The organism is Enterococcus sp. AZ063 (assembly GCF_051715045.1).
GTDB lineage: Bacteria > Bacillota > Bacilli > Lactobacillales > Enterococcaceae > Enterococcus_D > Enterococcus_D casseliflavus.
On the sequence record NZ_JBIOTA010000001.1, the window covers coordinates 3,020,089 to 3,045,834 of the forward strand.

A 25,746-nucleotide genomic window follows, 5' to 3' on the forward strand; every position below is an offset into this window, starting at 1 on the left:
TTATTCGATCCCTTCTACTGTTTCATGTAATGTTTTACGAACTGCGCCGGTTCCTGTTAGCATCTTAGCGAACAAGTGACCCACGTTTTCAGCGATTCCTGCTTGATAGAGATCCAAACCAAAAATCTGCGGATTTGCTAAGATTGGTCGAATGATCCCTTGAACATCGGCGGCTGTCCCCAATTGACACTCACGTAAAATCTCTTGTAATTCTGCTAAGAGGGGATCAGGACTTGGGACAAATGGATGGCCTTCATCATCGATCGCTAAGAGATAACGCAACCAGCCTGCAATCGCTAAGGGAATGAAAGTCAGCTCAGAAGCCGAGCCTTCTTTTTCCACATACTTTTTGATGGTTTCGCCAAAACGGATGGCGATTTTCTGTGAGGTATCTGCGGCGATCCGCTGTGGAGTGTCAGGAATCAGCGGATTCGGTAAACGAAGACCGACCACCTCATCGATAAATTTCTTTGGCTGAATGATCTCAGGATCTTCCACTACCGGTAAGCCTTCACGATAGCCGATTCCTTTGATCAAAGCGACAATATCTGGATCCGTCATTTCCGCAGCAATGGATGTATAGCCGAGTAAACAGCCGAACAAACTCATTGCCGTATGCAGTGGATTCAAACAAGTTGTGACTTTCATACTATCGGTTTTGTCTACGATCTCTCGACTCGTCAAGATCACCCCTGCTTTATCTAAATTCGGGCGACCGTTCGGGAAATCATCTTCAATCACCAAGTAATGAGTCGCCTCTGTGTTAGCAAACGGAGCGATCGTCGTTCCTTTATCGGTCCGAATGACTGGCAGCTGCTGAATGCCAGCTGCTGCTAATTCTTCTGCAACTGCTGTTGAAGGATTTGGCGTGATCCGATCGATCATTGACCACGGAAACGTCACTTGCGCGTTGTTTTCTAAGTATCGGACAAACGCTTCTGAAACATGCCCCAGCTTTTGCCACTCTTTTGCGATGGTGACAATCGCCGCTTGGAAACGGAGCCCATTTTGCGAAAAATTGTCGGTGGAAACCATAGCGATCGGAAGTGCCCCTTCCTGAAAACGATCCCATAAAAAGCTAGCCAAAATGCTCATTGTATGGTTGACCTGATGAGGACCCGCAGCGAGATCCGCTTGAACGACAGGCAAAAAATTCCCCTGACTGTCTTTTAAGCCATAGCCTTTTTCTGTGATTGTTACGGTGACCAGCTGCACAGAAGGATCGCTAAACAGCTGACGTACCTTTTGATAACTATCGGTGCAAGATGGATGACAATAATAACTGGCAGCTGTCGATTGCAAAAGTTTTTTCGTTAATTGACCATCCTCATGCATGATCACTTCCAGAATATCATTCTCATAAGGTGTATATACTTGATCGATTATCTGTTCATCAAATGTTTCGCAGACAACGATGCCGCTCGATAATTCGTTCTGATCAATCAAGGATTGTGCGATTTCTGCATGAAACGCTCGGTATAAATTTCCTCCGCCAAAATGAAGCCATCTCGGTTGTATTGCTGTTTGAGCATCAATCGCTGCTTTTTTTTCAGCAGGAAAAATGACGTGCGCCTTTTTCAAGACATTGTGATCAAACATGAATATCCTCCTTAAATTACACAAACTGATATATTAGTATTCTAATCTACACAAAAGAAAAATGCAAGCATTTTCAAGAGAGAAACCTGCAATTTGTTTTTGTTCGCAAGAATGATTCTTCCCTGCGAACAAAGGCTAGTATTTTCTCTAGACTGTTCCATTTCTGGTTTGACCTTACTGCGTTAAATGAACAAGACAAAAAAACACAGTGAAGTGGCGTTCGCTTCGCTGTGTTTTGTAATAGGCATAGCAGAATTTGACTGTGTTTCGCATCATTCAATGGGATGATAACTAAAACCTTGCCCCAGTACTTCCGAGACATTATTGACGATCACAAACGCTTTTGGGTCAATAGTCTCAATGATTTGTCTGATCTGCATAAACTCTTGGTCGCTGGCAACGATCAGCAGCACTTGCTTGTCGGCTTGCTGGTAACCGCCTTGGGCAGCCAACAGGGTCGCACCCCGAGCTGTTTTATCAAAGACCGCTTCTCGAATCTCATTCACGTGGTTCTCACTTAAGATCATGATAGATTTCTTTCGGTTAAAGCCGGTTTCAATGTAGGTCATCACACCAGAGGTGATCACGATCGATAAGATCGCAAACAAGAACTCTTCAAACCCGAAAACGAACAAGTTCATGGAAACAACGATCGCATCGGTCGCCAGCAAGCCAATCGCTGGATTCAAATTAAAGTATTTCTTGAAAATCAGCGGTGGAATCGTTGTGCCGCCGCTGGAAGACTGATTTTTGTACAAAATCGCTACTCCTAAAGCAAAAATCGCACTGCCAAAAATCACGGAAAGCAACCGGTCTTCAGCCACCATATATTCCGGAACTAAAGCAATTGCTACTGGAAAAGCAAAACTACCATAGAGGACTTTCATAAAAGGCCCCTTCCCTAAAAAGGCATAGGCAAGAATAAGCATGAGAATATTCAAGACCATGATCACAGCCGCTCGATCCCAACCGAGTGCTGACTCTAATAAAATACCGATTCCGCTGACACCGCCAGCTGCCACATGATGCGGTCCTAAAAATAAATTGATGCTTGCCGCTAACAAGAAAAGTGCTGCGGTGATTTTTCCATAGGTTTTCAGAATTGTCATTTGTTTCCTCTTTTCTCTGTCATTTACACGGTTTATTCAAGCTGCTTTGCAGCCATTCTTACTCCTCACTATACGCCCATTTGATGTCACCGACAAAATTTATGTTTAGCCAGAGGGAATAACCGGAAATCTGTTGGCTGATTGCCTGATTCAATCGTTCTCGCAAGGGATCTTGTTGACCTACTGTATCGAGAGGAGTTTCAGGTAAAATCACTACATCTAATTCCACAATGACTTGATTACCGACTTTGGCGGTACGTAACACAAAGTCTATCACTTCTTCTGCGCGCAATTCTTTTTCAACGATCGTCATGATGGTCTCCCGCAGTTCTTCTTTTGGAGTAGAAGAAGTCAATTCTAAAATCGCTGCTTTCAACTCTTTTATCGAAAGCTGGATAAAGAACAAGGTGATCCCGATGGAGATGATTGGGTCGACATACATCGCAAAATTCCCATAGGGACTGGCTTGGATCAGCCAGGACACAAGAAATGAACCGACGACACCCAGACTAAAGAAAAAGCCGAAACGCCATTGTTCTAGTTCCACCCAATAAAAGGGATGGGTCAGTGGTTTCTTTTTTAAGTACAAGTAAAAAGAGAAACAGTAGATCGTACCAACCAGCGAGAAATACAAACCGATTGGATCAATCATGCCATCACTGACGTGTAATAAACTAAAAGCAGACTCAATGATCCCATAAATTGAGATCAGCAGGATGATACTATATTGAATAAATACCACTAATGGCATCAATGCCTCTTTACCGAATGGAAAACGTTCAAAATCTTGGGCTTGGATATATTTTGCTACATACAAAGCAATCAGTGACATCACTGCACCAATCAATGTATAGACCCCATCTAACAAGAGGACGTTATAACTGACCAGCAACCCAAAAAGCAAGGCACCGCCACCATAGATACTCCCAGCGACAATCGATGCCAACAAAAGCTTGCGTATTTTTTTCTTTTCACTCATGATACTCCTCATCTTTCACAAAAAAACTATTCTTTTGATTGCGTTCTTCTATCTATAAGCCTATCTTCCCATATAAATAACATGAAAAACAGTCAATTTTTTCATACAAAGCGGAAAAAAATAGTGTTGCTGTCAATCATTCACTCTATTCTCTAGTGACGTATATTCGATTTTCCTCTTCCACTCTTTTCACATTCTGGTGTAAATCCCCTTGACTACACAGATTGATTCCCTTATCATCAAGGGTAACCATATTCAATCAGAATTTTCAGAATATTCCGTTATATTTTTCATAACGGCGATTCATTGGAAGACAGGGAGGATGAAGAGAGTGAAAGAAACAAAACAAGTCCCATGGACAGGAGAACCCAACCAACGTGCGATCAACTATTTGAATGAAGAAGGCAAAGTAATCGTTTGCCCCACCAAAGTCGGCTATATCATTGCCGTCTCTGATAAAAATGGGCTGGAACGCAAGTTTTCAGCAAAGAATCGCAAGCGTAACAAACCAGGCGTCGTTCTTTGCAGCTCATTGGAACAGCTACATGAATTAGCCGAATTAAATGCGGAAACCGCCGCCGTTTACGAAACTTGCTGGAACAATGACGTGTTATTCGGTGCGATTTTGCCTTGGAAAGAATCAGGAAAAGCCTATATCCCAAACGATGGTTCAGAAGAATTGATGACGGACGTTCGGGGAACCAGCTGTTTTGTGATCAAATTCGGTGTCCCAGGTGAGCAGATTTCAAAAGAGCTTTGGGATCAGAAAAAGAAATTGCTTTTCGCCAGCTCAGCGAACCCTTCAGGCAAAGGAAACCGCGGACTTGTTGAAGGGATCGGCGAACAAATCGCGCAAGAAGCCGATCTAATCATTGAAGGCAACGACTATGTTGCATCGATCCAACCAGACAAAACGCTGGAAACCCGCTATGAGCAAGGAGTCATGGTTTCTTTCGTTGATAAAGACGGCAACTTGATTCCAGAGCAAGGAGACCAACGCTCCATCACTCCCGCACCTGTCTTGATCCGTAAAGGACTCGATGTTGAAAAAATCCAAATGTACCTTTCTGATCACTTCAACTCATGGGACTATCGCCACGGGGAGTACTATTAAGTCTTTTTGTAATAGACAAACGCTTGTTGATCCTCTATTCTAAATCAGTACAGCTATATTTCGTCAGATTCAACAGCAGTTGGAAACTGCCATCGAAACAAACGAAAGAGAGTGAAGACCGCCTTGCGGGTCTTCACTCTCTTTTTTTTCAGCAATTTCATTGATTCTTTCGCTTGATTTTTCGAGCCTCCAGCAATCATACGTTTAAGAAATCGGACATCATTTAGTCTATCTACTGTATAGATTGCTGTTTGAGCCATCCGTTGGGTAAAGGTATGTTTTCTTATCGTGCTTCCCAGCGTTTTTTGATTTCAAAGGCAATCGATTTTGGTCTGCGGTCGCGAGTAAATATCCCCTTCTTATTGCCATCGATCCGACGAATATTCGCAGCTGTTGCAAAATCAGCAAAATTCCATAAGTGTTCCCCAACAACGTAATCTAAAGCATCCAGCACTTCAAAATTGGCTTTGTAAAAATCAATTTGGAATTCTTCTGAATAAGGTGTCCGATAGAGTGAATGCAAGCCTGAAATCGTGTCCGCTCCGAATTCAGAAAACATGATCGGTTTATCAGGGTACTTTTCGTGCCACTTTTCAATTTCTTGTCGAAGCCCTATCATTGCAGAGTCAAGATCCCCGTGCTCTATATACCAGCCATAATAGCGATTCAAACAAAGAATATCAACGAGTTCTGCTGCTTGATCTAAATCTGGCGATGCATTGACGATGTTTGGTATCACAATAGGCCGTTTTTGATGGTCTAATGCTTTAGCCAATTCAACCAACGGTTTAAAATATGCTCCGGCACCTTCTTGATGACTCGCTGGTTCATTCGCGATCGCCCATACAACCACACATGCATGGTTCTTATCACGTTCAATCAACTCTTGAATCACCTTGTGATGGTTCTCATGTGTTCTCAGCGTCTCCCAAGTATTTTTCTTGTTATTGTTCAAATTGACATCTACGTGAAAATTAGTAAACAGTCCCACACCGGGAACCTCGTCAATAACAACGATTCCTTCACGATCAGCAAGCCGCATTTCTTCTTCTGAATAAGGATAGTGCGATGTTCGAAAAGAATTCGCACCCAGCCATTTCATAAGGTTTTTATCCAGATTCGCAACGGCGCCGTTGTACCCCTTACCTAATACAGGGAAATCTTCGTGTTTGCCAAAACCTTTAAAATAAAACTCTTTATCATTGATATAGACTTTATTCTGTTTTATTTGAATCGTTCGAACACCGAATTCTTCAGTATAGGTATCGATCAAAAGTTCTTTATCAAAGAGCGATACCTCCAATCGATAAAGATAAGCATCCAGTGGTTGCCAGAGTCGAGTTTCAGAGATTACTAACGGTTGTTCAACATCACTGCTTTGGGCGATCAACTGATTGTCTTCATCCCAAATTTTCAGCTTGATGGTATCATAGTTCCCAGTAATAGACACTTCTGGCCGAACCGTTGTTACCCCACCGTGATACTCATAATGGATCACGATATCATCAATATATGTTTTTTTCGTTGTGTATAGTTTCACAGGACGATGGATACCACAATAATTGTAAAAATCAAAACGAGGTGTTACCGATGGTCGGTCATTTTTTTCTTGATAAAATCCACATGGCAGTGTACTTTCATCCAAGATATTTGAAACACACACTTTTAAATCGTTTTTCCCAGCATGAACCAAAGAATCAATGTCTATTTCAAAGGGAGTAAATCCGCCAATATGGTGAGCTGCTTTTATTCCATTGATATAAACAACTGCTTCATGAGTCACGGAGGCAAAGCGCAACACTTTTCTTTCATCCATTAGAGAAATTGGGATCATCATTTCTGTTTCATACCAGAAGTTTCCAACATGTTTCCTAATTGTTTCATCAATTACTTGGTCATCAATAGACCCTGGTACCGCGATCAAGAAAGGATCTTTCAAAGGTTTCGCTGGATCAATTGCTTCATTCTGTTTTTCAACTTGAACACGCCAGATGCCGCTTAAATCGATCAGCGAACGTGTTTCATTCATCACGGGATACAACATTTTATTTACCTGCTTTCTGCATGTTTTTGTTCCTCTAAGTATGCATCTTTATCGATCAATTTGAACCATGGATACCAAAGGATCGGCGACAAAATCAACTGCAAAAGAAGCTGCAGAATAATGATCGATACACTACCGCCAATACTAGCATGAAATCCTACTGGCAATCCAAAGATCGCTTGTGCACCAATCGTTCGTTCGATGAATCCGATATTGGTTAAGAAGTACGCGATTCCTAAACAAATCGAATTATTGAAAATAAAAGGTACAGCCATTTTAAAGTTTAGAACTAATGGAGTTCCAAAAATTACCGGTTCAGTGATACCAAATAATGCTGGGATGATCGAAATTTTTCCCATCTCTTTATAGCGTTGGCTTTTGCTTACAAACAGCATCAGCAAGACCAGTCCCAATGCCGATCCTCCCCAGCAAACGATATTGATAAATGCATGAGTAACAATATTCGGTAATGGCTGCCCTGCTTCATAGGCAGTCAGATTCTCAACATTCAAAGCCATCCAGATCGGTGTGACGATTGGTCCAATAACATTCGTTCCATGAATACCCAAGAACCACAAAAATTGTTGAAAAGCAATAATCAGCATGACCGCCCAGATAGAACTTCCGACTCCTTGCAACGGCGTTTGAACGATCGTAAAAATCAGCTGATGCAGATTGCCAAAGGAAGTAAGACTAAACAAGTACGCGACAAAACCGGAAAGTGTACCCAATAAAATAGTTGGGATCAGTGCTTCGAATGAACGCGATACCATGGGTGGGACACTCGCAGGCATTTTGATTGTCCACTTCCGTTCCTTAATAAATACATAGCCTCGACCAACTAAAAGCCCAATTATTATTGCAGAAAACATACCGCTCGTTCCAATCCAAGTAAGTGGAATCGCAGTGATATTGGCCTCGTCGACGGTATAATTACCTAATGGTGTAAAGATCAAGAAGCTCATGATTGCAATCAACCCGACAGTTGTACCATCTTCTCCCAAGTTAAATTTGGCCGTCAAATTTTTTGCTATCAAAAAGACAAGATAAATTGAAATTGCACCAATCGTCAAATTGTTGATTGCGCCAAAAAACACATCAAGTCCGATAGTGACGAAAAATTCCGCAACACTTGGTATTGGGAATGCACGAAAAATAACTGCAAATGAACCAAAAATCATAATACCGATCAGTGCCATCATTGCATCAGAAATCGATTTTATATACTTATTATTACTGAATTTCGTGACCCCTGCCAAGACCCCATCAAAAGTAGCCATTATTTTTTCCATCTGTTTCTCCTTCTCTCTTTAATATAAACTTCTTCCTTTGCTATTAATTAAAATGTGCACTTGTTAACTAATATATTAGAATATTAGCATGCGCTTTCAAAGGTTGCAATAGTTTTTTTTATCTTTATTAGTTATACTGAAAAGACAAACTAATATATTAATAAAAATAGGAGACGCCAAATGACTATAGCAAGCTATAAAGATGAAGCTTATCACATCATTAAAGAAAAGATTATTCGATTGGAATTATTGCCTGGGGAAAAAATCTCAAGAAAACAATTTGTGTCTATGCTGGATATCGGTGATACTCCCGTTAGAGAGGCCATTCTTCAACTGAAAAGAGAAGGGTTGTTAGTCATAAGACCTCAAAGCGGAACGTTTATCTCCAAAATCAATATGCAGCAAGTTCGGGAAGCAAAATTTGTACGAGAAAAATTAGAATCTGCTATTGTGGTTGAAGCGGTTGGGATTATTGATGATGCACAAATTGAATCCCTTCGGCAAATCGTCGAGATGCAAGAGATTTACTTAAAAAACGGCAACTCGGAAAAATTCTTTGAATTGGACGAAGAGTTTCACCAATTTTTTTACCTGGTGACCGATAAAACACATGTTTATACTTGGTTGCTGGATTTAAATGTTCATTTGAATCGCTACCGCCATTTGACCTTAAAAGTAAAAGACTTTGACTGGATGAATATCCTGCAGCAGCATTGGGATATTTATGAAGCGCTGAAAGCCAAAGATGCAGACCTTATCGCAAATTTAGTTTCTCGTCATTTAGACCTCGTTGATGAAAATTATGAAGCTGTTTATGGTGAGTTTCATGAGTACTTTGATTAATTCTATACGTTGGAAGCTGCAGACAAAGGGTTGCTTGTTTGATTGCGAACCAGCATAAAAGACCAGTCCGATAGTTTTCGGACTGGTCTTTTATGCTTCAGACATTAACATGACTGATTAAGTATATTCATCCGTTCCCCCCTAATTATCACTTGACAACGAATGATCGCTCCTGCTGGTTCTCCGAACTTCGTGATTCATTTTTTTCGCCATCTATCATGAGTGATCGCTTCAAATGCTTCTTTCCTATCCCTTGATTCGATTTACAGACTGCTTGGTACTGCCGCAGTTTTCTTATCTTCCTCATTGCTTCTATTAACCAGTTCATTATTTTATAGAGTGTTAACCACGAATCGAAAAATACCCAACATAACTTTTAACTTATATAAATAGATCCTTCATCGCCACAAACATGAACCGATTGTGCTGTTGGTGACATCTTTTATGTATAGCAAAAAACCGATCTGACCACGAGCAGATCGGCTTTAGATCAGTTTATCACTTTTTGGATGTTCTATAACGGCACTATTTTTGTTCCGTGTACTTCATTGATCGACAATGCATCTAGAACAGATGCTGCGTTCCTATAAGTTATCCCTGCTCCTGGTAAAATAATCAGTCGATCAGCTGCATATTCTATAAGCTTTCTCAAATGAGCAAAATTTTCTACAATACTTTTGTGTGCAGGACCGCCATGAGTTAAAATCCGATGAACATTTCTATGACTTAGCCAATCAATCGCCTTTAGCTGTTTCTCAACTGTCAACTCATCAAAAGCCATATGAAAGGTAATTTGCATCTCCCCTGATGCTTTTATCAATCGTTCCATTACTTCCTCATCGATCCATCCATTTTTTAAACAACCAAAAACCACACCATCGGAACCAAGCTGTCGACAGATCGTAATATCCGCCATCATCGCTGCAGACTCCTCTTCAGAAAAGGAAAAATCTCCTCCTCGCGGTCTTATCATTGTCATTACTGGAACTTCTTTAGAATGAGCAATCGCAAGGGCGTGTTTGATCACTCCATAGGAAGGGGTCGTCCCCCCAACCGCTAAGTTATCACACAATTCAATTCGATTGGCTCCAGAATCAATGGCTGCCGCAATTGTTTCGAAATTTTCTGCACAAAATTCTTTGATAACACTAGTCAATCGTTTGCTCCTCTCTAGGCATCCGAAAGCCGTTTCCAAAATATGACTTCTGCCAGCGTTTAAATATGAAAAATCCGTTCTGCATAGTGTTTTTCAATCTGCAGATTTCGTTCATGACCGCCATCAATATTCGCACTTAGATAGACCGGCGGCTCATAGCCTTCTTCAACCATGAGTTGAATGGCTTCATACATTGTTTGCTGTAATAAAAGCACTGCAGCAAACGATGACGTCCCACAGACCCTTGTATCAAGGCCGTCAATATCCAAAGAAGCGTCGCCAAAAGCAGAATGATTATCCAAAATGACATCTGCAAACTCGTAAAGTTTTTTTCCGCTGCTGTGTCTCGATTCCGCACGTTTTGAGACATCTAAAGAAGTTACTACGATCAATTTATTCCCATGTTCTTTGATTTCTTTCGCCATCTCAATTGCCATAGGATTTCGACCAGAATTCGATATTAAGAAAAAAACATCACATTCATTAATCTGCACTTTATGCATCAATGTCTTGCCAACACCTTCGCACTGTTCATACATTCCGCCAGCAGGATCCATTATGACTTTTGTTGGAATCAAGCCTCCGGCTCTTCCACTGATTTCAATAGCCGCAGCATAGGAATGACCGCTGCCGAATGACTGAATGATTCCGCCATTCATAATTGCAGAAGCTGTGATTTTTGCCGCTTTAGTAATGTTTCCCGACTCATTTTCTTCCAGCAATTTCGTTAATCGTTTGCATTCTTCAAAAAAAGTTAACATCTTGAATTCACTCCTTTTTATACTGCTTCAGTTGTCTACATCACACCTAATACACGTAATAGAATTGATAGTACGATGATCCCTAAAATTGCTCGGGTCGAATTTACATGTTTTTTCCCTAATAGCCAATAAATGATTCCAACTAATAATGCTGGAATAAGCATTGGCATAATTTGATCCAATGTCTCTTGAATATTTAACGAGACTTCCCCAGTCTCAAAAGTCAACACAATCGGGGCCCTTACAACTGATGGAATCATTGCACCAATGACTGTAACCCCCAACAGAGTAGCAGCATTAGTCAAAGCATTGAGATGTCCAGACATACTGGTTACAAGCTTTACACCTTGATGATAGCCAATACGAACAGTGAAAAATCGGAAAACCAAAATCGCAATGTTGACTAATAGCCAAATCACTACACCTATCGCATTTCCTTGTAAAGCCAAGTAAGATGCAACAGAACCAAAGACCGTTGGAAATAACACGCCAAAAATTGTATCCCCGACACCAGCAAATGAACCCATTAGACCCGTTTTTAAGCTTGCAACTGTATCTTTAGCTTTATAACCCTCTGCCTCTTCCGCCGCAATGTCCATACCGAGAATAAATCCGCCCATATGAGGAGTTGTGTTAAAAAATTGACTGTGAACTTTCATCATTGCCTTTCGTTTTTCGCTGTCTTCACTGTAGAGCTTCTCAATGACTGGAAGCATCGCATATAAGTATCCGCCGCCCATCATACGTTCATAATTCCATGACAGCTGACTGCCGTATAGCCAATCGATACTAACTTTATTTAAATCTTTTTGACTAATCTTCGTATTCATTTTCTGCTAGACCTCCTTTAGAATCATTCATCACGGCCGAAAAATTACCATTACCAACAGAAGTTGTCATTTTTTTAAACTGATAGAGCGCCAATGCAAATCCTAATAAAGCAACACCGAACATCGGCATCTGCAAATAGGCGACTGCTATAAAACCAATGATCAGGTAAGTCAGAAAGTTCTTTACAGGTAAATATCTCAGCAAAATGGCTATACCTACTGCCGGTAGCATTCCACCGGCAACAGACAATCCACCTGTCAACCACTCTGGAATAACATTTGAAACAAATTCAACAATCGTTTCTCCAAAACTAAATACGAGAAAAATTGGAACACCTCTGGATAATCCCCAACTAAAGGTACCTAATAGATGATATCGTTTTATTTTTGCTGGTTTCATTTCATCAACTGCTTTATCAATTCTCTTTTGGAAAAACACATTACAGAATCGTGCGAGAATATCTAGTTGAATCATTAATAAAGCAACTGGTACTGCTAAACCAATACCAAATTCTACTCCTCGCCCGCTTGTCACTGCGAAGACAGTCCCGACAATTGCTGCAGTCATGTAGTCAGGTACACTTGCACCACCATATGCTTGAATCCCCAAACCCATAAGTTGTAGTGTTGCTCCAACAGCTAAACCCATCTCAAGGTCTCCCATGACAAGTCCTGTGATGGTCCCCATGATCAACGCTTGATTTGCAAAGATGTTTATTCCTAAATTCTCAACGATTGCATAGAATCCTAATAATGATAAAACGATGATTTGCCAAATCTCAATGTTCATCTCGTCCCCTGCTTTCTATATAATTGTGAAAAAGCTTTTTCTTCTTCCATTGGTACCATTTGAGCAGTAAAAATGATCCCTCGCTTTTCCAATTCTAATATTTTTTTGATCGCCTCTTCTTTTAAAAACAGTGATTTTTTCACTTGGATAGTTCCCTCTTTTGCACTCGCATTCCCAAGATTGACATAATTGATTGGTGTACCTAAAGCGATCAGCTTAAATATACTTTGAATCGTCTTCGTAATTATCATCACCTTTTGTCCTTCGTATAGACCTTCTTTAAGACGCCTAGCAGCGGTTTCAACTTTCAGAATGCTCAGCTTTATACCTCCTGGAATAGCTGTTTTTAACGATGCTTTGGCTATTTCATCATCCACGATCTCATCATCAATAATCATCACTCGGTTTACACCAAGACTCCCTATCCAGAGTGTTGCTACTTGTCCATGAATCAATCGCTCGTCCAGCCTTACATGTGCAATTCCGAGATGAGTTGTTTTGTTATTGTCACCATTTTCAAGTATGGGCGTAAGATTAGAAACTTTTTCTTTGTCCATCATTCTCGTGGACCGAATGGCTTCTTTTCCTTCTTTCAGCAAATCACTTACAATTTGCGCTAAGGAGACTTTGTCATTCATACGCAAACTAAACGCTTGAAGCAGCATTGGTACATTCATTCCTGCAACGATCTCAATGTTTCTTGAAGAAGTCTCTTTTAACTGGATAGCACAGTTAAAAGGTGTTCCGCCCCAAATATCTGCAAGAATCAAAATTTCATCTTCTTCGGCAAAACAATTTACCACCTCTTGTAATTCCTTCTTGAAATCTAACGGACTGGCCTCCGAATAAAAAACACAAGATTCAACATTTTCCTGAATACCCATTATCATTTCCGCCGTCTTCTTTATCCCCTCAGCGAATACATCATGACTTATCAAAACAATCCCGCAACTCATTCAAGCGCCTCCTTTAATGTTAATTCAATAACTGAAACGAATTCATTTGGTTTGATGATTGGAACATTGAGCATCAGCATAGTCGGATCTAAAGCTTCCTTAATATGAACTTCTGTGATTTCTTTATAAAGATCAGTCGTCGCTTCCCGTTCTCCTCCTAAGTTTTTTGTATCTGAAAAACGTATTTCAGATCCATCATGAAGCAATCGTGCAAAAGAAACTTTCCCACCTAAATCAGGCAATAGAATTGTTCGATACGGCCAACTAAAAATATGAAGATACAATTTATCCCCTTTTTGAGTATAGCGGCAATCGATTGGTGGGCGATAGCTGCACGAAGTTGAACCATAGATCGATTCACCATTTCTGACAAGCCACTGCCCTACTTCTGAAAGGATAGATGCGCTTCGGTCATCCCACAACCCTCTGGCATTCGGACCGATGTTCATAGTAAAGTTTCCGCCTTTCGATACGGTATCGATAAGCTGTTTGAGAACTAGCTCACTTGATTTAAATTGAAGATTGTCACGATCATATCCCCAACTATTATTTAAAGTTTGAACAGTCTCCCACAGTGCATTTTCGTCTTCTAATCCTTTGTTTCTCGAAAACTGTTCCGGTGTTTGTACACCTCTACCTAATCCTAAACGATCGTTGATTAAAATATCGGGTTGCAACTGTAAAATTTGTGTTTCCAGAACCTTACTTCCCCAGTCTTCTGCTCCTTTTCCTAATGAAGTTCCCCAATCTCTACTTTTATATGAAAAATCAAACCATATATAATCAATCTTTCCATAATTACTAAGCAGTTCTTTGACTTGATTTGACATAAATTTGCGATAAGTATGCATATCGCCAGGATGACGTTCAATATATTCGTGCTTATTTCTCATAGGATGGTAGCCGTCTACTTCAAATCCGTGGTGATGCCAATCCAGAAGAGAATAATACAGACCGATCTTCATTCCAACATTTCGGAAGGCTTCGATTAGTTCATTTAAGAGATCCTTTCGATAGTTTGTATTGCAAATTTGATAATCTGTCTCCTTAGTATCCCATAAACAAAAACCATCATGATGCTTTGCGGTGATTATGACATATTTGAATCCTGCCTCTTTTGCTTTTTTTGCCCATTCGTTAGGATCTAATAAATCTGGATTGAAGTGATCAAAATATTTTTTGTATTCATCGACACTGATCTCTTCTAATGTCTGAACCCATTCATGTCTAGCCGCTACGGAGTACAATCCGAAATGGATAAACAAACCATATCTGCTTTCTGAGAACCATTTTTTTCTATTTGTAATTTCTGCCATGTTATCCTCCCGAAAATTCAAATTGATCGACCACCTAAATGATATCGGTTACATCTTGTTTTGGCTATATATGGAGAAATTCTTGATGTTTGTTCATAAATTTGTTCAATACTAAAAAAAAGCAGTTTTATCCGCTAAACTGACTATGACCTACGAAATTATTTATAAATTAGGAGGACACTATGACTGCTGTACTAGCATTCGATTTGGGCGCAACCAGCGCTCGAGGCATTGTTTATCGTTTAGAGAACGGTTACTTGGAAGAAGCTGAGGTTTTCCGATTTGACCAATACCAATACTACCTATCAAGCTCTAAAGAGTATCATTGGGACATGAGAAAGATAAAAAGAAACATCAAAAAAATTATTGCAAAAGCTTACCATCAATATCAAATCCAAAGTATCGGCTTTGATACATGGGGATGTGATTTTGGACTAATTGATGAAAATAATCAATTAGTGATGGATCCTCTAAGTTACCAAACCATGCTTCTTCAAGAAAATAGTCATTATGGAAGAGACTTGCCTGATCTCTTTCGTCAAAAAACAGGAATAGAAAATGCATCCATTAACAGCAGCTCGCAGCTTATCTATCTGAAAGAGAAACATCCAGAAAAAATAAAAAAAGCCAAAAAATTATTAATGATGCCGGACTTAATTCATTTTTTATTGACAGGGTCGCTGCTTTCCGAGACGTCGATTGCTTCTACGAGTCAATTATTCGATTTAGAGAAAAACAACTGGTCCTGTGAATTACTAAAAAAAATAGACATTGATCCTGCTCTTTTTTCAACAATCGTGCTTCCTTATACACAGGTAGGTACTGTGCCTATTGAGCAAGCGGCTATTCCAGTCTACTCCGTTATGCAGCATGATACAGCCAGTGCTGTCTACGCATTACCGAGCACAGAACACACAAGCATTTTCTTGTCATCAGGCACATGGTCAGTATTAGGAAAAAAAGAAGAGAGCGGGATTTCTCTACGTCATCCTTTACAAAACGGCTATTCTTATGAGCAATCAGGCGATGGAAAGATTTTGCAGTTAAAAAACTTACTAGGCATGTGGTACATCGAAGAAGCATTGACAGCGATTCAAAAAAAGCATTCATTGACTATCGAGGATTTACAACCGCTTAACAATACCAAACCCCTCTCTTTTTATTTCGACACTGGCGATCACCGATTTTCTAAGAAAGGAGAATTCACCGCCCTATTGGAATCGTACGGTCAAAAACAAGGATATAGCCGACTTTCCTCTCCGCAAGAATTAATCACGACAATTTATCAAAACCTAGCTTTTAAATACACAATGATATTTGAAGCTTTGATAACACAGTCGCCGCAAACAATTTTTCTTTTTGGCGGCGGAAGCAGGTCTTCTTGGTTAAATCAACTCCTTGCTGATTTAACCAAATGTACTATCACAGTATGTTATCCAGAGAGTTCCGCTTTAGGAAATGCGCTTGCACAATACACCTCTTTAAAAGAAATAAAGTCTCAAGAAGAATTGATTATGCTTGTGGCAAACTATGCTCCACTCAAACACTATCATCCAAAAAAAAATGATTCTTTTGAGGATGCCTATAAGATATATCAATCGCTATTCTCAAAGTAAAGATCTCTTTTAGCAAAAGACAGGAGGAATAAAAATGAATCATCCAAAAATCGGTATTAGACCAACTATTGACGGCAGACAAGGCGGTGTCAGGGAAGCACTTGAAGAGCAAACGATGGCGATGGCTGTAAGTGTGAAGGAGTTTATCGAATCAACTTTGTTTTATATGGATGGAACGCCGGTCAAATGTATGCTGCTGTATAAAACAATCGGCAGTTTTGCAGAAGCCAGCTTTGTAGACGATGCATTTGCAAGAAACGACGTCATTGCAACTTTAACTGTAAGCCCTTGCTGGTGTTACGGAACCGAAACACTTGATCTTCGGCCTGACACTTTTAAAGCGGTTTGGGGGTTCAATGGAACGGAACGACCAGGAGCAGTGTTTTTAGCTGCGGCTATGAGTGCCTACGCTCAAAAAGGAATGCCTGCTTATAAAATTTATGGAAAAGAAGTACAGGACTATGATGATACCAATATTCCAGAAGATGTGAAAGAAAAAATTCTGCTTTTTGCTCGCGCCAGTATTGCAGCGGGAGAATTAAAAAATAAATCCTATGTGAATATTGGAAGTTCCTCGATGGGGATTGCAGGAAGTCAGATTGATCAATCTTTTTTTGAAAAATATTTAGGGATGCATGTTGAATACGTAGATATGATCGAAATACTAAGACGAATTGAATTAGGTATCTATGATGAAAAAGAGTACCAGAAATTACGTGAATGGATTACTGAGTATTGTAATGAGGGGATCGATGTTAATAAAGGAAAAGATTATCCAGATGTAATAACACATTCTCGTTATATTCCAGATTCAGAACAGTGGAATTTTATTGCAAAGCAAACCATTATCGTTCGGGACATTTTATTGGGAAATCCGCGTTTAACTGAACTTGGTTGGGTTGAAGAAGCAAAAGGAAAAAATGCTATTTCTGGCGGCTTTCAAGGTCAGCGTCAATGGACTGATTGGTTGCCAAACGGAGATTTTTTAGAATCGATTTTAACAAGTACCTTTGATTGGAATGGTCCAAAACAGCCTATTGCTTTTGCGACAGAAAATGACACTTGTAATGCCGCAACTATGCTTTTTGGAAGCCTACTCACAAATAAAGCTGCTGTTTTCTCGGATGTGCGTACTTTCTGGAGTCCAGAATCTGTCAAGCGGCTGACTGGTCATCAATTATCAGGAAAAGCTGCAAACGGTGTCCTGCATCTTTTAAATTCAGGTGCAAGTGCCCTTGATGGAAGCGGCGGCAGTCTAGACAATGACGGGATGCCTACCATGAAAGAGTTTTGGAATATGACAGATCGAGACATTAAAAATTGTTTGGAAAAAACGAAATGGTGTCGTGCAAATTATGAGTACTTCCGAGGAGGCGGTTTTTCCAGTCAATATCATTTACAAGCTGAGCTACCTTTGACCTTAATACGTATCAATCTGGTTGAGGGAGTCGGCCCCACCCTCCAACTTGCTGAAGGATATTCTTGTGTGCTCCCTTTGGCGATCCATGATACTTTAAACAATCGGACTGATCCAACTTGGCCCACAATTTGGTTTGCTCCTAATTTAGGTGAACCTGGATTTGAAGATGTCTATCGTGTGATGTCTTCTTGGGGAAGCAACCATGGTGCCAGTGTACATGGTCATATAGGAGCAGAATTAATCACTTTAGCAAGCATGTTGCGAATTCCAGTTTCTTTACACAATATACCTAGAGAACGATTGTTTCGACCACACGCTTTTGATGGATTTGGAACCAAAGATCTTGAAAGTGCTGACTTTGCAGCATGCAAAGCCTTTGACGCATTCTATAAATAATAATGAAAGTAGGATAACAATGTATTTAGAACAAAAACAGCAATTAATTGATTATGGAAATAAGCTTATTGATTTAGGTTATACGCTAGGAACTGGCGGAAACCTTAGTCTTTATCTGCGGGAAAAAGATCTTATGCTGATTACTCCCTCTGGAATTCCATTTTCTGAGATCACCCCTCAAGATATTGTTCTCATGCGCTGTACCGGAGAAATTATCGAAGGAATAAAAAAACCTTCAAGCGAATGGCGTATGCACGGTATTATGTATGAACAGCGCCAGGATCTCCATGCGGTCATTCATGCCCATACGCTTTACTCAACAGCTTTTGCTGTGGCAAGAAAACCTTTTTCTGCTTCTCACTATATGATCGCTGTCGCCGGCAAAAACGTCCGTTGTGCTGACTACGCATCTTTTGGAACGGAAGAACTTGCACAAAATGCTTTCAAAGCGATGCAAAATAGAAAAGCAGTTTTGTTAGCCAACCACGGGGTTCTTACAGGAGGGACAACTCTTTTTGATGCTTTTAACGTACTGGAAGAACTAGAATATTGTGCTAAGGTTCATATATTAGCAACTCATATCGGTAGTCCATCAATTATTAATGATGGGGAAATGGCCAACATGGCTGTCCGTTTTAAAACTTATGGACAGAAAAGGAACGATATATGATAAAATAAAGAAAATTCTTGCTAGGAGATAGAAGGATGACAGATTCTAGAAGGAAACAAATATTGACATTATTAAAAAAGCATAAAAAGATGGACAATATTGATCTACAGAAAGCTTTGTTCTGCTCTCTTTCTACACTGAGAAGAGATCTCCTGCTACTTGAAAAAGAAGGTTTGATCCGCCGATATCGTGGAGGCGTTGTACTTGAAGTTGAAAGAAACCATGTGATCTCAACTAGGTACCGAGAAAATGTCATGATTCATGAAAAAGAATACATTGCCGAGATTGCCAGTACCTTTTTAGGACCAGGAATGAGTATTTTTATCGATTCCAGTTCAACTGCCAAAGCGCTTCTTCCCTATCTGTCAGAGTTATCAAATAGCGTAATTATTACTAACGGACTACAAATTGCCTATGAATTATTACATGAAAGTCAAGAAGGGACAAAGATATATATGATCGGCGGCGAGGCGATAAAAGATGCAGAAAGTGTTGTTGGCGATTATGGTAACTCTTTCCTAAACTTGTTTCAAATTGATTTGTTTATTTTAAGTTCTACGGGTATCGACTCCGAGGGAATTTATGAGGCTAATTTTGCACAGGCCCTTTTTAAGAAGAAAATTATGCGTATGGCACAGCAGAACCTTCTGCTTGTCGATGATACAAAATTTGAAAAAAAACACGCGTATAAACTCGCCGATTGGTCAGCATTGGAGTGTATCATCAGTAATAAAAAACCGCCAGAAACATACCTAAAACGCGCACAAATACTTAATATTGATTTTTTGTTTTAATCTCAAAATTTTACTTGCAAGTTATGCCGCTCTATTTTTAGAACGAACTAAAAACTATAACTGCTTGCGGTTATAGTTTTTTTAGTTCGTTGACAGAAAAACGAGCTTCTTTGAAAGAGCGATATTTTCTTTGCGGTCCTCATTTAATCATCGACCACTTTATTTCTGCTATAATACCCTCATAAACACATAGGAGGTACTCGATGAAAAAGCATTCCTCAATTGTTTTCTAGGGGACGACGCCAATGACAGTGACTTTGGACTACACTTACTGCTGGGTTGTGGGCTGCCGCAACACAGTGCTTAGCACAAAACGAAAAAACTAAGCGTGGTACGGATTGCGAAATCGCATGAAGCTGGAAGCAGAAGTAATCGTTACGGACGGTGAATGTGTCCCTAGCCAAAGAAGCCTGATGAAGAACGAACGGAACCCTTTTCTCTCAAAAGAAATCATTCTTTTGGAGGAAAGCAAAATGAGAAAAGATGAAAATACGACCTTTGTTTGTAAAAACTGCAGTACGCCTGTGGCACCCTTGACCAATGGTTCTTACCGCAACCATTGTCCCCAGTGTCTCTACTCGTTACACGTGGATATTCGCCCGGGTGATCGTCAAAATACTTGCCATGGCTTGATGCGACCGATTGACTATCGCCAACATTCCAAAAAAGGCTATCAGCTGCTGCATGAATGCACCCGCTGCAAAAACCAGCAGTGGAATATCGTGGCACAGGATACGCAACAGCCAGACCATTTTATTGAGTGGTTGGCTCAAACCGCTGCGTATCACTAAAAAACCAAAGAAGACCATGCTTAAGGCTGGTCTTTTTTGGTTATCAGAACAACGGACCCCTTATACCACTAACTGCTCATAGACATTGTCGTCATAAGAAGTGCTTACTTTAACCTAAAAAAAAACAGCCCGCTGTCTCGTCGATTAGTTGACGAAATCAGCGGGCTGTCCTGCTAGTGTCTTCTTGATGATTTTACATTGGTTTGCGCTTATTCAAAAACGAATTGATTGTGATACAGTTCCGCATAAAAGCCATCGGCAGCCACCAATTGATGGTGATTGCCTTCTTCAATGACTTCGCCGTCCTTCAAGACAACGATGCGATCGGCATTCAAAATCGTCTTCAAGCGATGGGCAATCACAAAACTGGTTCGTCCTTTGATCGCTTCATCCATTGCTCGTTGAATTTTCGCTTCAGTCACGGTATCAACGTTACTGGTGGCTTCATCCAAAATCAACAATTCTGGATTGGTCAAAATCGTTCGGGCAATACTCATCAATTGTTTTTGACCAGTACTGAAAAGATTGTTCTCTTCGGTGATCTCCGTGTCATAGCCTTTTTCCAACGTCATAACAAACTCATGGATATTGGCTTGTTTCGCTGCTGCAATGACTTCGGCTTCAGTCGCTTCTGGTTTCCCAAAAGCAATGTTTTCGCGAATCGTCCCTGAGAACAACACGGATTCTTGCAAAACGATTCCCACTTGAGAACGCAGCAGATCCAAGTCTAGCTCCCGGATGTCGATGCCGTCAAAGGTCACAGAACCACCATTCACATCATAGAAGCGATTCAACAGATTCATGATGGTCGTTTTTCCTGAACCCGTCGGCCCGACTAATGCGACCATTTCGCCTTTGTTGACTGTGATCGAGACATCTTTTAGGACCAATTTTTGACTGTCATACCCAAAGTCCACATGATTCAAAGCAACCGCCTCTTTGATGCCCTTCACTTTGATCCCGTCTTTTGGTTTGACTTCATCAGGTTCATCAAACATCTCATTGATTCTGCGCGCACCGGTGATCGCCAATTGAATCATGCTGTAACCAGAAGAGATCTGCATCAATGGTTGGTAATACTGCTGCGAATACTGGACAAAGGTCACAACTAATCCTAAAGCAACGGAACGTTCTAAGTCACCGTTTAATGCTAACCAGCCACCAAAGAAAATCACGATTGCCGTGTTCAACAAGGACATCCCTTGCATCAAGGGGAAAAGCAGCCCAGAGTAGACTTGCCCTTTGTAGGTAGCTTCCCGGACTTGTTGGTTGTGGACCAGAAAACCATCGATGGTTTCTTCTTGCAGTCCATTGGTGATGATGATTCGTTGACCACTGATTTTTTCATCGATATAGCCGTTTAATTTTCCGACTTCATCTTGCTGCAGATCGACATATTTGCGGGCTTTTTGGATCACGATCACCGCGATCAACACCGCAATCGGGGTAGAAGCAATCGTTGCCCATGCCAATTCAACGTTTTGACGGAACATCATGATCAAGATCCCCACCATTAAGACTACATTGGTCAGCACTTGCAACAATGCTTGGTTCAGACTGTTTTGGATGTTATCCAAGTCACTGGTGAAACGGCTCAAAATATCACCGTCTTGATGAGAATCAAAGAATTTGATCGTCAATTTTTCCAGTTTATTGAATAAGCCGATCCGCATTCTGTTGGTTGATTTTCCCACCACTTGCGTGAACAAGATACTATAAACAAAATTGGCTGCACTGGCTAAGACATAAAAAATCAACAGTTTCCAAATGATTGATAGAAAAGCCGATTTATCATCGACCCCTTGCATCAAACCGCCAACATAATTCGCCAACTCTTGGAACGCTTCTCCGACAAAGACTGGCGCTTGCACTTGCAGATACGTTGCTAGAATCACCGTCACAAAAATGAATAGAAACGACCACTTGTATTGTTTTAAGTAATGGTAGAAAAATTTACTCGCTTTGAACAAATCTGTCATGGTTACTCCTCTCCTTTCTGTGTTGCGAAGATTTCTTGATAAATAGCATTGTTATTGGCTAAAAATTCATGGCTTCCTTCACCAACCAGACGTCCATTATCTAAAACGAAGATGCGGTCGGCTTTCACAACAGAGGCAATCTTTTGCGCGATGATGATCGTTGTCGTGTCTTTTAATTGTTTTTCAAACGCTTCGCGAACCAATTTTTCCGAACGAGCATCTAATGCACTCGTACTATCATCCAAAATCAAAATTTTCGGTTCACCGATCACGCCTCGAGAAATCGATAAGCGTTGCTTTTGTCCTCCAGAAAAATTGCTGCTGCGCTCGGAGACCGGCGCTTCAAACCCAGCGGTCAATTTTTGAATAAATTCACTGGCTTGGGCGATTTCCGCTGCGCGAGACATCTCAGATTCTGAGGCGTCTTTTTTCCCTTGCCGCAAGTTTTGGGCAATCGTTCCTGAAAAGAGGATCGCTTTTTGCAAGACAAAGGCGACCGTTTTACGCAAGCTTTGTTCATTGACTTCTTTCAAATCAACGCCGCCTACCCGCACGACACCTTCCGTTGGGTCAAACAAACGGGGAATCAGCTGCGCCAGTGTTGATTTGCCGGCACCAGTCGCCCCTACGATCCCAATCATTTCGCCAGGTTTGATGGTGAAACTGATAGCCGTTAGGGCATTTTTTTCATCCCCAGGGTAACGGAAGCTGACGTTTTCAAAAGCGACACTTCCAGACAATTCTTGTTCTGGGACATCTTGGTATTGCAGATCCGGTTCGGTATCTAGAATCTCTTTGATCCGTTTTAGCGAAACTGCAGCCCGTGATGTCATCATCATCATCATGCCGCCGATAATGATCGCCATCATAATTTGCATCAAATAGTTCATGAATGAGGCAATTCCCCCAATCAAGGTTGGGTCATCTTTCGCTAGATCACTGACAAAGAAAATCGCGCCGACCACTGCTAAGTTGGCCGCCAGCATAAAGGAGGGGATCATTACAGAGAACAGGGTTCCTACAATAATATTATGCTTCGTTAACGTTTCACTGACTTTAGAAAAGCCTTGCAGTTGGTTGTCTTCTTGAACAAAAGATTTCACCACACGAATCCCCATCAAATTTTCTTTGGCGATCCCATTGATTTTGTCGATCAAGTTCTGGATGATCATAAAGTGTTTGCCCATCCGTGTAAAGGAGAGTGCCGTAATCACTAGGACAGCGATAATTAGTAAGACGATGATCCACCAAAGTTGCGGCATGGTTGTCATCGCCAAAATGAAGGCACCGATAAATAAGAACGGGATGCGAAACAACGATTGCAGCGAGATCATCACTAAGTTTTGAATTTGCGTGATGTCATTGGTCAAGCGCACCACTAGGTTTCCTGCCGAGAAGGTTTCGATATTACCAAATGAGAATGTCTGGATTTTCCGAAACATCTCTTCCCGAATATCGGCACTAACGCCTTGCGCCACTTTCGCAGAAAAAATCGTGTTGATGATCCCTGCAACAAGGCCTAGCAATGCTAGCCCAATCAGCTGCACACCAATTTTTTTCATTTCATCATTGTTTTCGGTAATAATTGATTCTAGCACTTGCTGCAAGAGCTTCGGCTGCCATAATGCAGCAACGACCATTAAAATGACCGATAATAAGGCAATGCCAGTTGCCGCTTTGTACTTTTTGACATGGCGTAAGACCAGATCCATATACGTACCACTCCTTTGTGTTTAGCAGAAAAGACTGCCAAAAAATTTCGGTTGCACAACAATTTACCATGGATCACGACGGGAAACAAGCGAACAAATAAAACAAAAAGAGCTTTCATGAAAGCTCTTTGAAAATATTGCATAAATGTTGTCGAAAATAACGAATAGTAAAGGGATTATGATGATCCTAGATACTGGTTTGATTATTTTTTGTCGCTAAATCTTTGACTTACGATTCGCTGTTTTCCAGCTCACTTTTTTGTTTTTTTGTCAGTTTTTGTTTGACTAAATCGTAGGAAACCAAAATCATTTGTTCGATGTTTTCTTCCATCAAGGCATCAGATGCCAACTTGATGGTATTCCAATGGGTCTTATTGGCATAATACCCTGGAATGATGACGTCAGGAAATTGCTCTCGCAGCGTTTCGTTGACCTCGGGCAGATTTTTCAAAGTCAAAAACGCTGTTTCTTCTGGTTGTGGACTCATGATTCCAAACTGCTTTCCTACTAAATCAAAGTAGATTGCATCCCAATCTTCGCGATAATAGACTTTGGCTCCCGGCAAGCCTTCCCCAAATGCTTGAAATCGCTGCATTTTTTGTGCAATTTTTTCTTCAATCGATGTACTCATTGTGTGTCCCCCACTTTCTGCTATCAAAATCGCCATTTTCTGTCTCAATTTTGACAGATTGAATCGCTTGCTGCTCTATTTCCTACTATTATACATGGTTGTCGTGGAAAAAGGGATTTTTTATCAGTGGCATGTCGACTGATAATGACGTTACATGCAGCTGTATGCGGCGTTACATTCATTCACCTTTCTCAGAGGACACAAAAAAGCCCTCATCAGCGAGTAAGTTGTACTCGCCAATAAGGGCAATTGATTACTAGATGTCATGGACAAGATTCATTTGAGAATCTTAGTACCAACCATTTGCTTCCCAGAATGCTTTGGCAGCAGACCAAGAACCATAACGTGATGCAACATATTCATCGGCAACCTTTTCTTGGTTAGCAGCTGAATAGTCACCATTTAAGTAAGAGTTGGTTAATTGGTAACGGCCATAGTATTGTCCGTTTGTCGCTGTGTAAGAACCACCAGATTCTTTGTTGGCGATCCATTCTTTTGCTGAAGCTTCTGAGCCGCTAGCTGAAGAGCTGTAGCTTGAGCTGCTTTGTGTGCTTGCAGCAGCAGATTGTGTGTTGCTTGATTGTGAAGCTGCTGGTTCACTTGGTTGTTGTACACTTGCTGCAGCAGTCGTGTTTGCAGATTCTGTATAAGTTGCAGTGCCATCTGTAGGGATGATCAATGCTTCCCCAACAAAAATCAAGTTTTTATCAGCAATCTCGTTTGCTTCAACGATCGCATTGATCGTATCATCAGAGCTATAACCATAAAAGTTAGTAGCGATTGTTGATAATGTATCACCAGATTGAACAGTGTATTGTTCGTCTGCAAAGGCGTCTTTCCCACCTAAGAAAAGGCCGAAACCGGCAAGGACAGCTGTACTAAGTAAAACAGTTTTTAAAGACTTCATATAATTAAATCTCCTTCTTTTGAAACTCATTTTGCGTCATT

At 40.7% G+C, this 25,746-nt stretch carries 22 protein-coding genes; 7 read left to right on the forward strand and 15 right to left on the reverse strand.

What is annotated here, in order from left to right:
• The 3 genes from IGK61_RS14235 to IGK61_RS14245 form a co-directional block, all read right to left on the reverse strand.
• Positions 1–1,599 (reverse strand): mannitol dehydrogenase family protein, encoded by a 1,599-nt coding sequence (locus tag IGK61_RS14235; RefSeq protein ID WP_074535463.1) that lies wholly within the window; start codon positions 1,597–1,599, stop codon positions 1–3.
• Between the two features lie 272 nt (positions 1,600–1,871).
• Positions 1,872–2,708, reverse strand: coding sequence for a YitT family protein (locus IGK61_RS14240; RefSeq protein WP_015510257.1), 837 nt, complete (start codon positions 2,706–2,708; stop codon positions 1,872–1,874).
• A 58-nt stretch (positions 2,709–2,766) separates the two neighbouring features.
• Positions 2,767–3,687: a cation transporter gene (locus IGK61_RS14245; protein ID WP_074535462.1), complete on the reverse strand. Its 921-nt coding sequence runs from the start codon at positions 3,685–3,687 to the stop codon at positions 2,767–2,769.
• Positions 3,688–4,009: 322 nt separating this feature from the next.
• Between IGK61_RS14245 and IGK61_RS14250 the strand changes: the two genes are divergently transcribed.
• On the forward strand, positions 4,010–4,801 hold the full coding sequence (locus tag IGK61_RS14250; protein WP_074535461.1) for an L-threonylcarbamoyladenylate synthase: 792 nt from the start codon (positions 4,010–4,012) through the stop codon (positions 4,799–4,801).
• 283 nt (positions 4,802–5,084) lie between these two features.
• On the opposite strand, the gene uidA is transcribed toward IGK61_RS14250, so the two are convergent.
• Positions 5,085–6,845 (reverse strand): beta-glucuronidase, encoded by a 1,761-nt coding sequence (gene uidA, locus IGK61_RS14255; protein WP_074535459.1) that lies wholly within the window; start codon positions 6,843–6,845, stop codon positions 5,085–5,087.
• 5 nt (positions 6,846–6,850) lie between these two features.
• The gene (locus IGK61_RS14260) at positions 6,851–8,137 is read right to left on the reverse strand and encodes a PTS sugar transporter subunit IIC (protein WP_074535458.1); all 1,287 of its coding nucleotides are present in this window, start codon (positions 8,135–8,137) and stop codon (positions 6,851–6,853) included.
• 180 nt (positions 8,138–8,317) lie between these two features.
• Here IGK61_RS14260 and IGK61_RS14265 point away from each other — a divergent pair, with 180 nt between their 5' ends.
• Positions 8,318–8,980, forward strand: coding sequence for a GntR family transcriptional regulator (locus tag IGK61_RS14265; RefSeq protein WP_074535457.1), 663 nt, complete (start codon positions 8,318–8,320; stop codon positions 8,978–8,980).
• 514 nt (positions 8,981–9,494) lie between these two features.
• On the opposite strand, the gene IGK61_RS14270 is transcribed toward IGK61_RS14265, so the two are convergent.
• Genes IGK61_RS14270 through IGK61_RS14295 form a run of 6 tightly spaced genes read right to left on the reverse strand, consistent with a single transcriptional unit; the run spans position 9,495 to position 14,789 of the window.
• On the reverse strand, positions 9,495–10,136 hold the full coding sequence (locus tag IGK61_RS14270) for a copper homeostasis protein CutC (protein ID WP_074535456.1): 642 nt from the start codon (positions 10,134–10,136) through the stop codon (positions 9,495–9,497).
• 59 nt (positions 10,137–10,195) lie between these two features.
• A complete protein-coding gene (locus IGK61_RS14275) occupies positions 10,196–10,897 on the reverse strand; it encodes an SIS domain-containing protein (protein ID WP_074535455.1) in 702 nt (233 codons plus the stop codon).
• A 35-nt stretch (positions 10,898–10,932) separates the two neighbouring features.
• Complete coding sequence (locus IGK61_RS14280; protein ID WP_074535454.1) at positions 10,933–11,727, reverse strand: PTS system mannose/fructose/sorbose family transporter subunit IID; 795 nt, start codon at positions 11,725–11,727, stop codon at positions 10,933–10,935.
• Positions 11,711–12,517 carry a PTS mannose/fructose/sorbose/N-acetylgalactosamine transporter subunit IIC gene (locus tag IGK61_RS14285; RefSeq protein WP_074535453.1) on the reverse strand — a complete coding sequence of 269 codons (807 nt, stop codon included), beginning with the start codon at positions 12,515–12,517 and terminating at the stop codon, positions 11,711–11,713. Before IGK61_RS14285 ends, IGK61_RS14280 begins: the two co-directional genes overlap by 17 nt.
• Entirely contained in the window at positions 12,514–13,473 is a 960-nt protein-coding gene (locus tag IGK61_RS14290) for a PTS sugar transporter subunit IIB (protein ID WP_074535452.1), read from the reverse strand. Before IGK61_RS14290 ends, IGK61_RS14285 begins: the two co-directional genes overlap by 4 nt.
• Positions 13,470–14,789, reverse strand: coding sequence for an alpha-L-fucosidase (locus IGK61_RS14295; protein WP_074535451.1), 1,320 nt, complete (start codon positions 14,787–14,789; stop codon positions 13,470–13,472). The genes IGK61_RS14290 and IGK61_RS14295 overlap by 4 nt, the downstream gene beginning before the upstream one ends.
• 182 nt (positions 14,790–14,971) lie before the next feature.
• On the opposite strand from IGK61_RS14295, the gene IGK61_RS14300 reads away from it, so the two are divergent.
• The 5 genes from IGK61_RS14300 to IGK61_RS14320 all read left to right on the forward strand — a co-directional run bounded on the left by IGK61_RS14300 (position 14,972) and on the right by IGK61_RS14320 (position 20,476).
• Complete coding sequence (locus IGK61_RS14300) at positions 14,972–16,405, forward strand: rhamnulokinase (RefSeq protein WP_167826912.1); 1,434 nt, start codon at positions 14,972–14,974, stop codon at positions 16,403–16,405.
• Positions 16,406–16,439: 34 nt separating this feature from the next.
• A complete protein-coding gene (locus IGK61_RS14305) occupies positions 16,440–18,221 on the forward strand; it encodes an L-fucose isomerase (protein WP_438844954.1) in 1,782 nt (593 codons plus the stop codon).
• Positions 18,222–18,240: 19 nt separating this feature from the next.
• Positions 18,241–18,891: an L-fuculose-phosphate aldolase gene (locus tag IGK61_RS14310; RefSeq protein WP_074535448.1), complete on the forward strand. Its 651-nt coding sequence runs from the start codon at positions 18,241–18,243 to the stop codon at positions 18,889–18,891.
• A 35-nt stretch (positions 18,892–18,926) separates the two neighbouring features.
• Complete coding sequence (locus tag IGK61_RS14315) at positions 18,927–19,685, forward strand: DeoR/GlpR family DNA-binding transcription regulator (protein WP_074535447.1); 759 nt, start codon at positions 18,927–18,929, stop codon at positions 19,683–19,685.
• Between the two features lie 473 nt (positions 19,686–20,158).
• Complete coding sequence (locus IGK61_RS14320; RefSeq protein ID WP_010749914.1) at positions 20,159–20,476, forward strand: RNHCP domain-containing protein; 318 nt, start codon at positions 20,159–20,161, stop codon at positions 20,474–20,476.
• Between the two features lie 209 nt (positions 20,477–20,685).
• Here the strand turns inward: IGK61_RS14320 and IGK61_RS14325 are convergent, their stop codons facing one another.
• The 4 genes from IGK61_RS14325 to IGK61_RS14340 all read right to left on the reverse strand — a co-directional run bounded on the left by IGK61_RS14325 (position 20,686) and on the right by IGK61_RS14340 (position 25,705).
• Positions 20,686–22,455: an ABC transporter ATP-binding protein gene (locus IGK61_RS14325; RefSeq protein WP_074535446.1), complete on the reverse strand. Its 1,770-nt coding sequence runs from the start codon at positions 22,453–22,455 to the stop codon at positions 20,686–20,688.
• A gap of 2 nt (positions 22,456–22,457) precedes the next feature.
• A complete protein-coding gene (locus IGK61_RS14330; RefSeq protein ID WP_074535445.1) occupies positions 22,458–24,167 on the reverse strand; it encodes an ABC transporter ATP-binding protein in 1,710 nt (569 codons plus the stop codon).
• A 229-nt stretch (positions 24,168–24,396) separates the two neighbouring features.
• On the reverse strand, positions 24,397–24,798 hold the full coding sequence (locus tag IGK61_RS14335) for an MmcQ/YjbR family DNA-binding protein (RefSeq protein WP_010749917.1): 402 nt from the start codon (positions 24,796–24,798) through the stop codon (positions 24,397–24,399).
• A 289-nt stretch (positions 24,799–25,087) separates the two neighbouring features.
• Positions 25,088–25,705, reverse strand: coding sequence for a LysM peptidoglycan-binding domain-containing protein (locus IGK61_RS14340; protein ID WP_008380639.1), 618 nt, complete (start codon positions 25,703–25,705; stop codon positions 25,088–25,090).
• Positions 25,706–25,746: the final 41 nt, after the last annotated feature.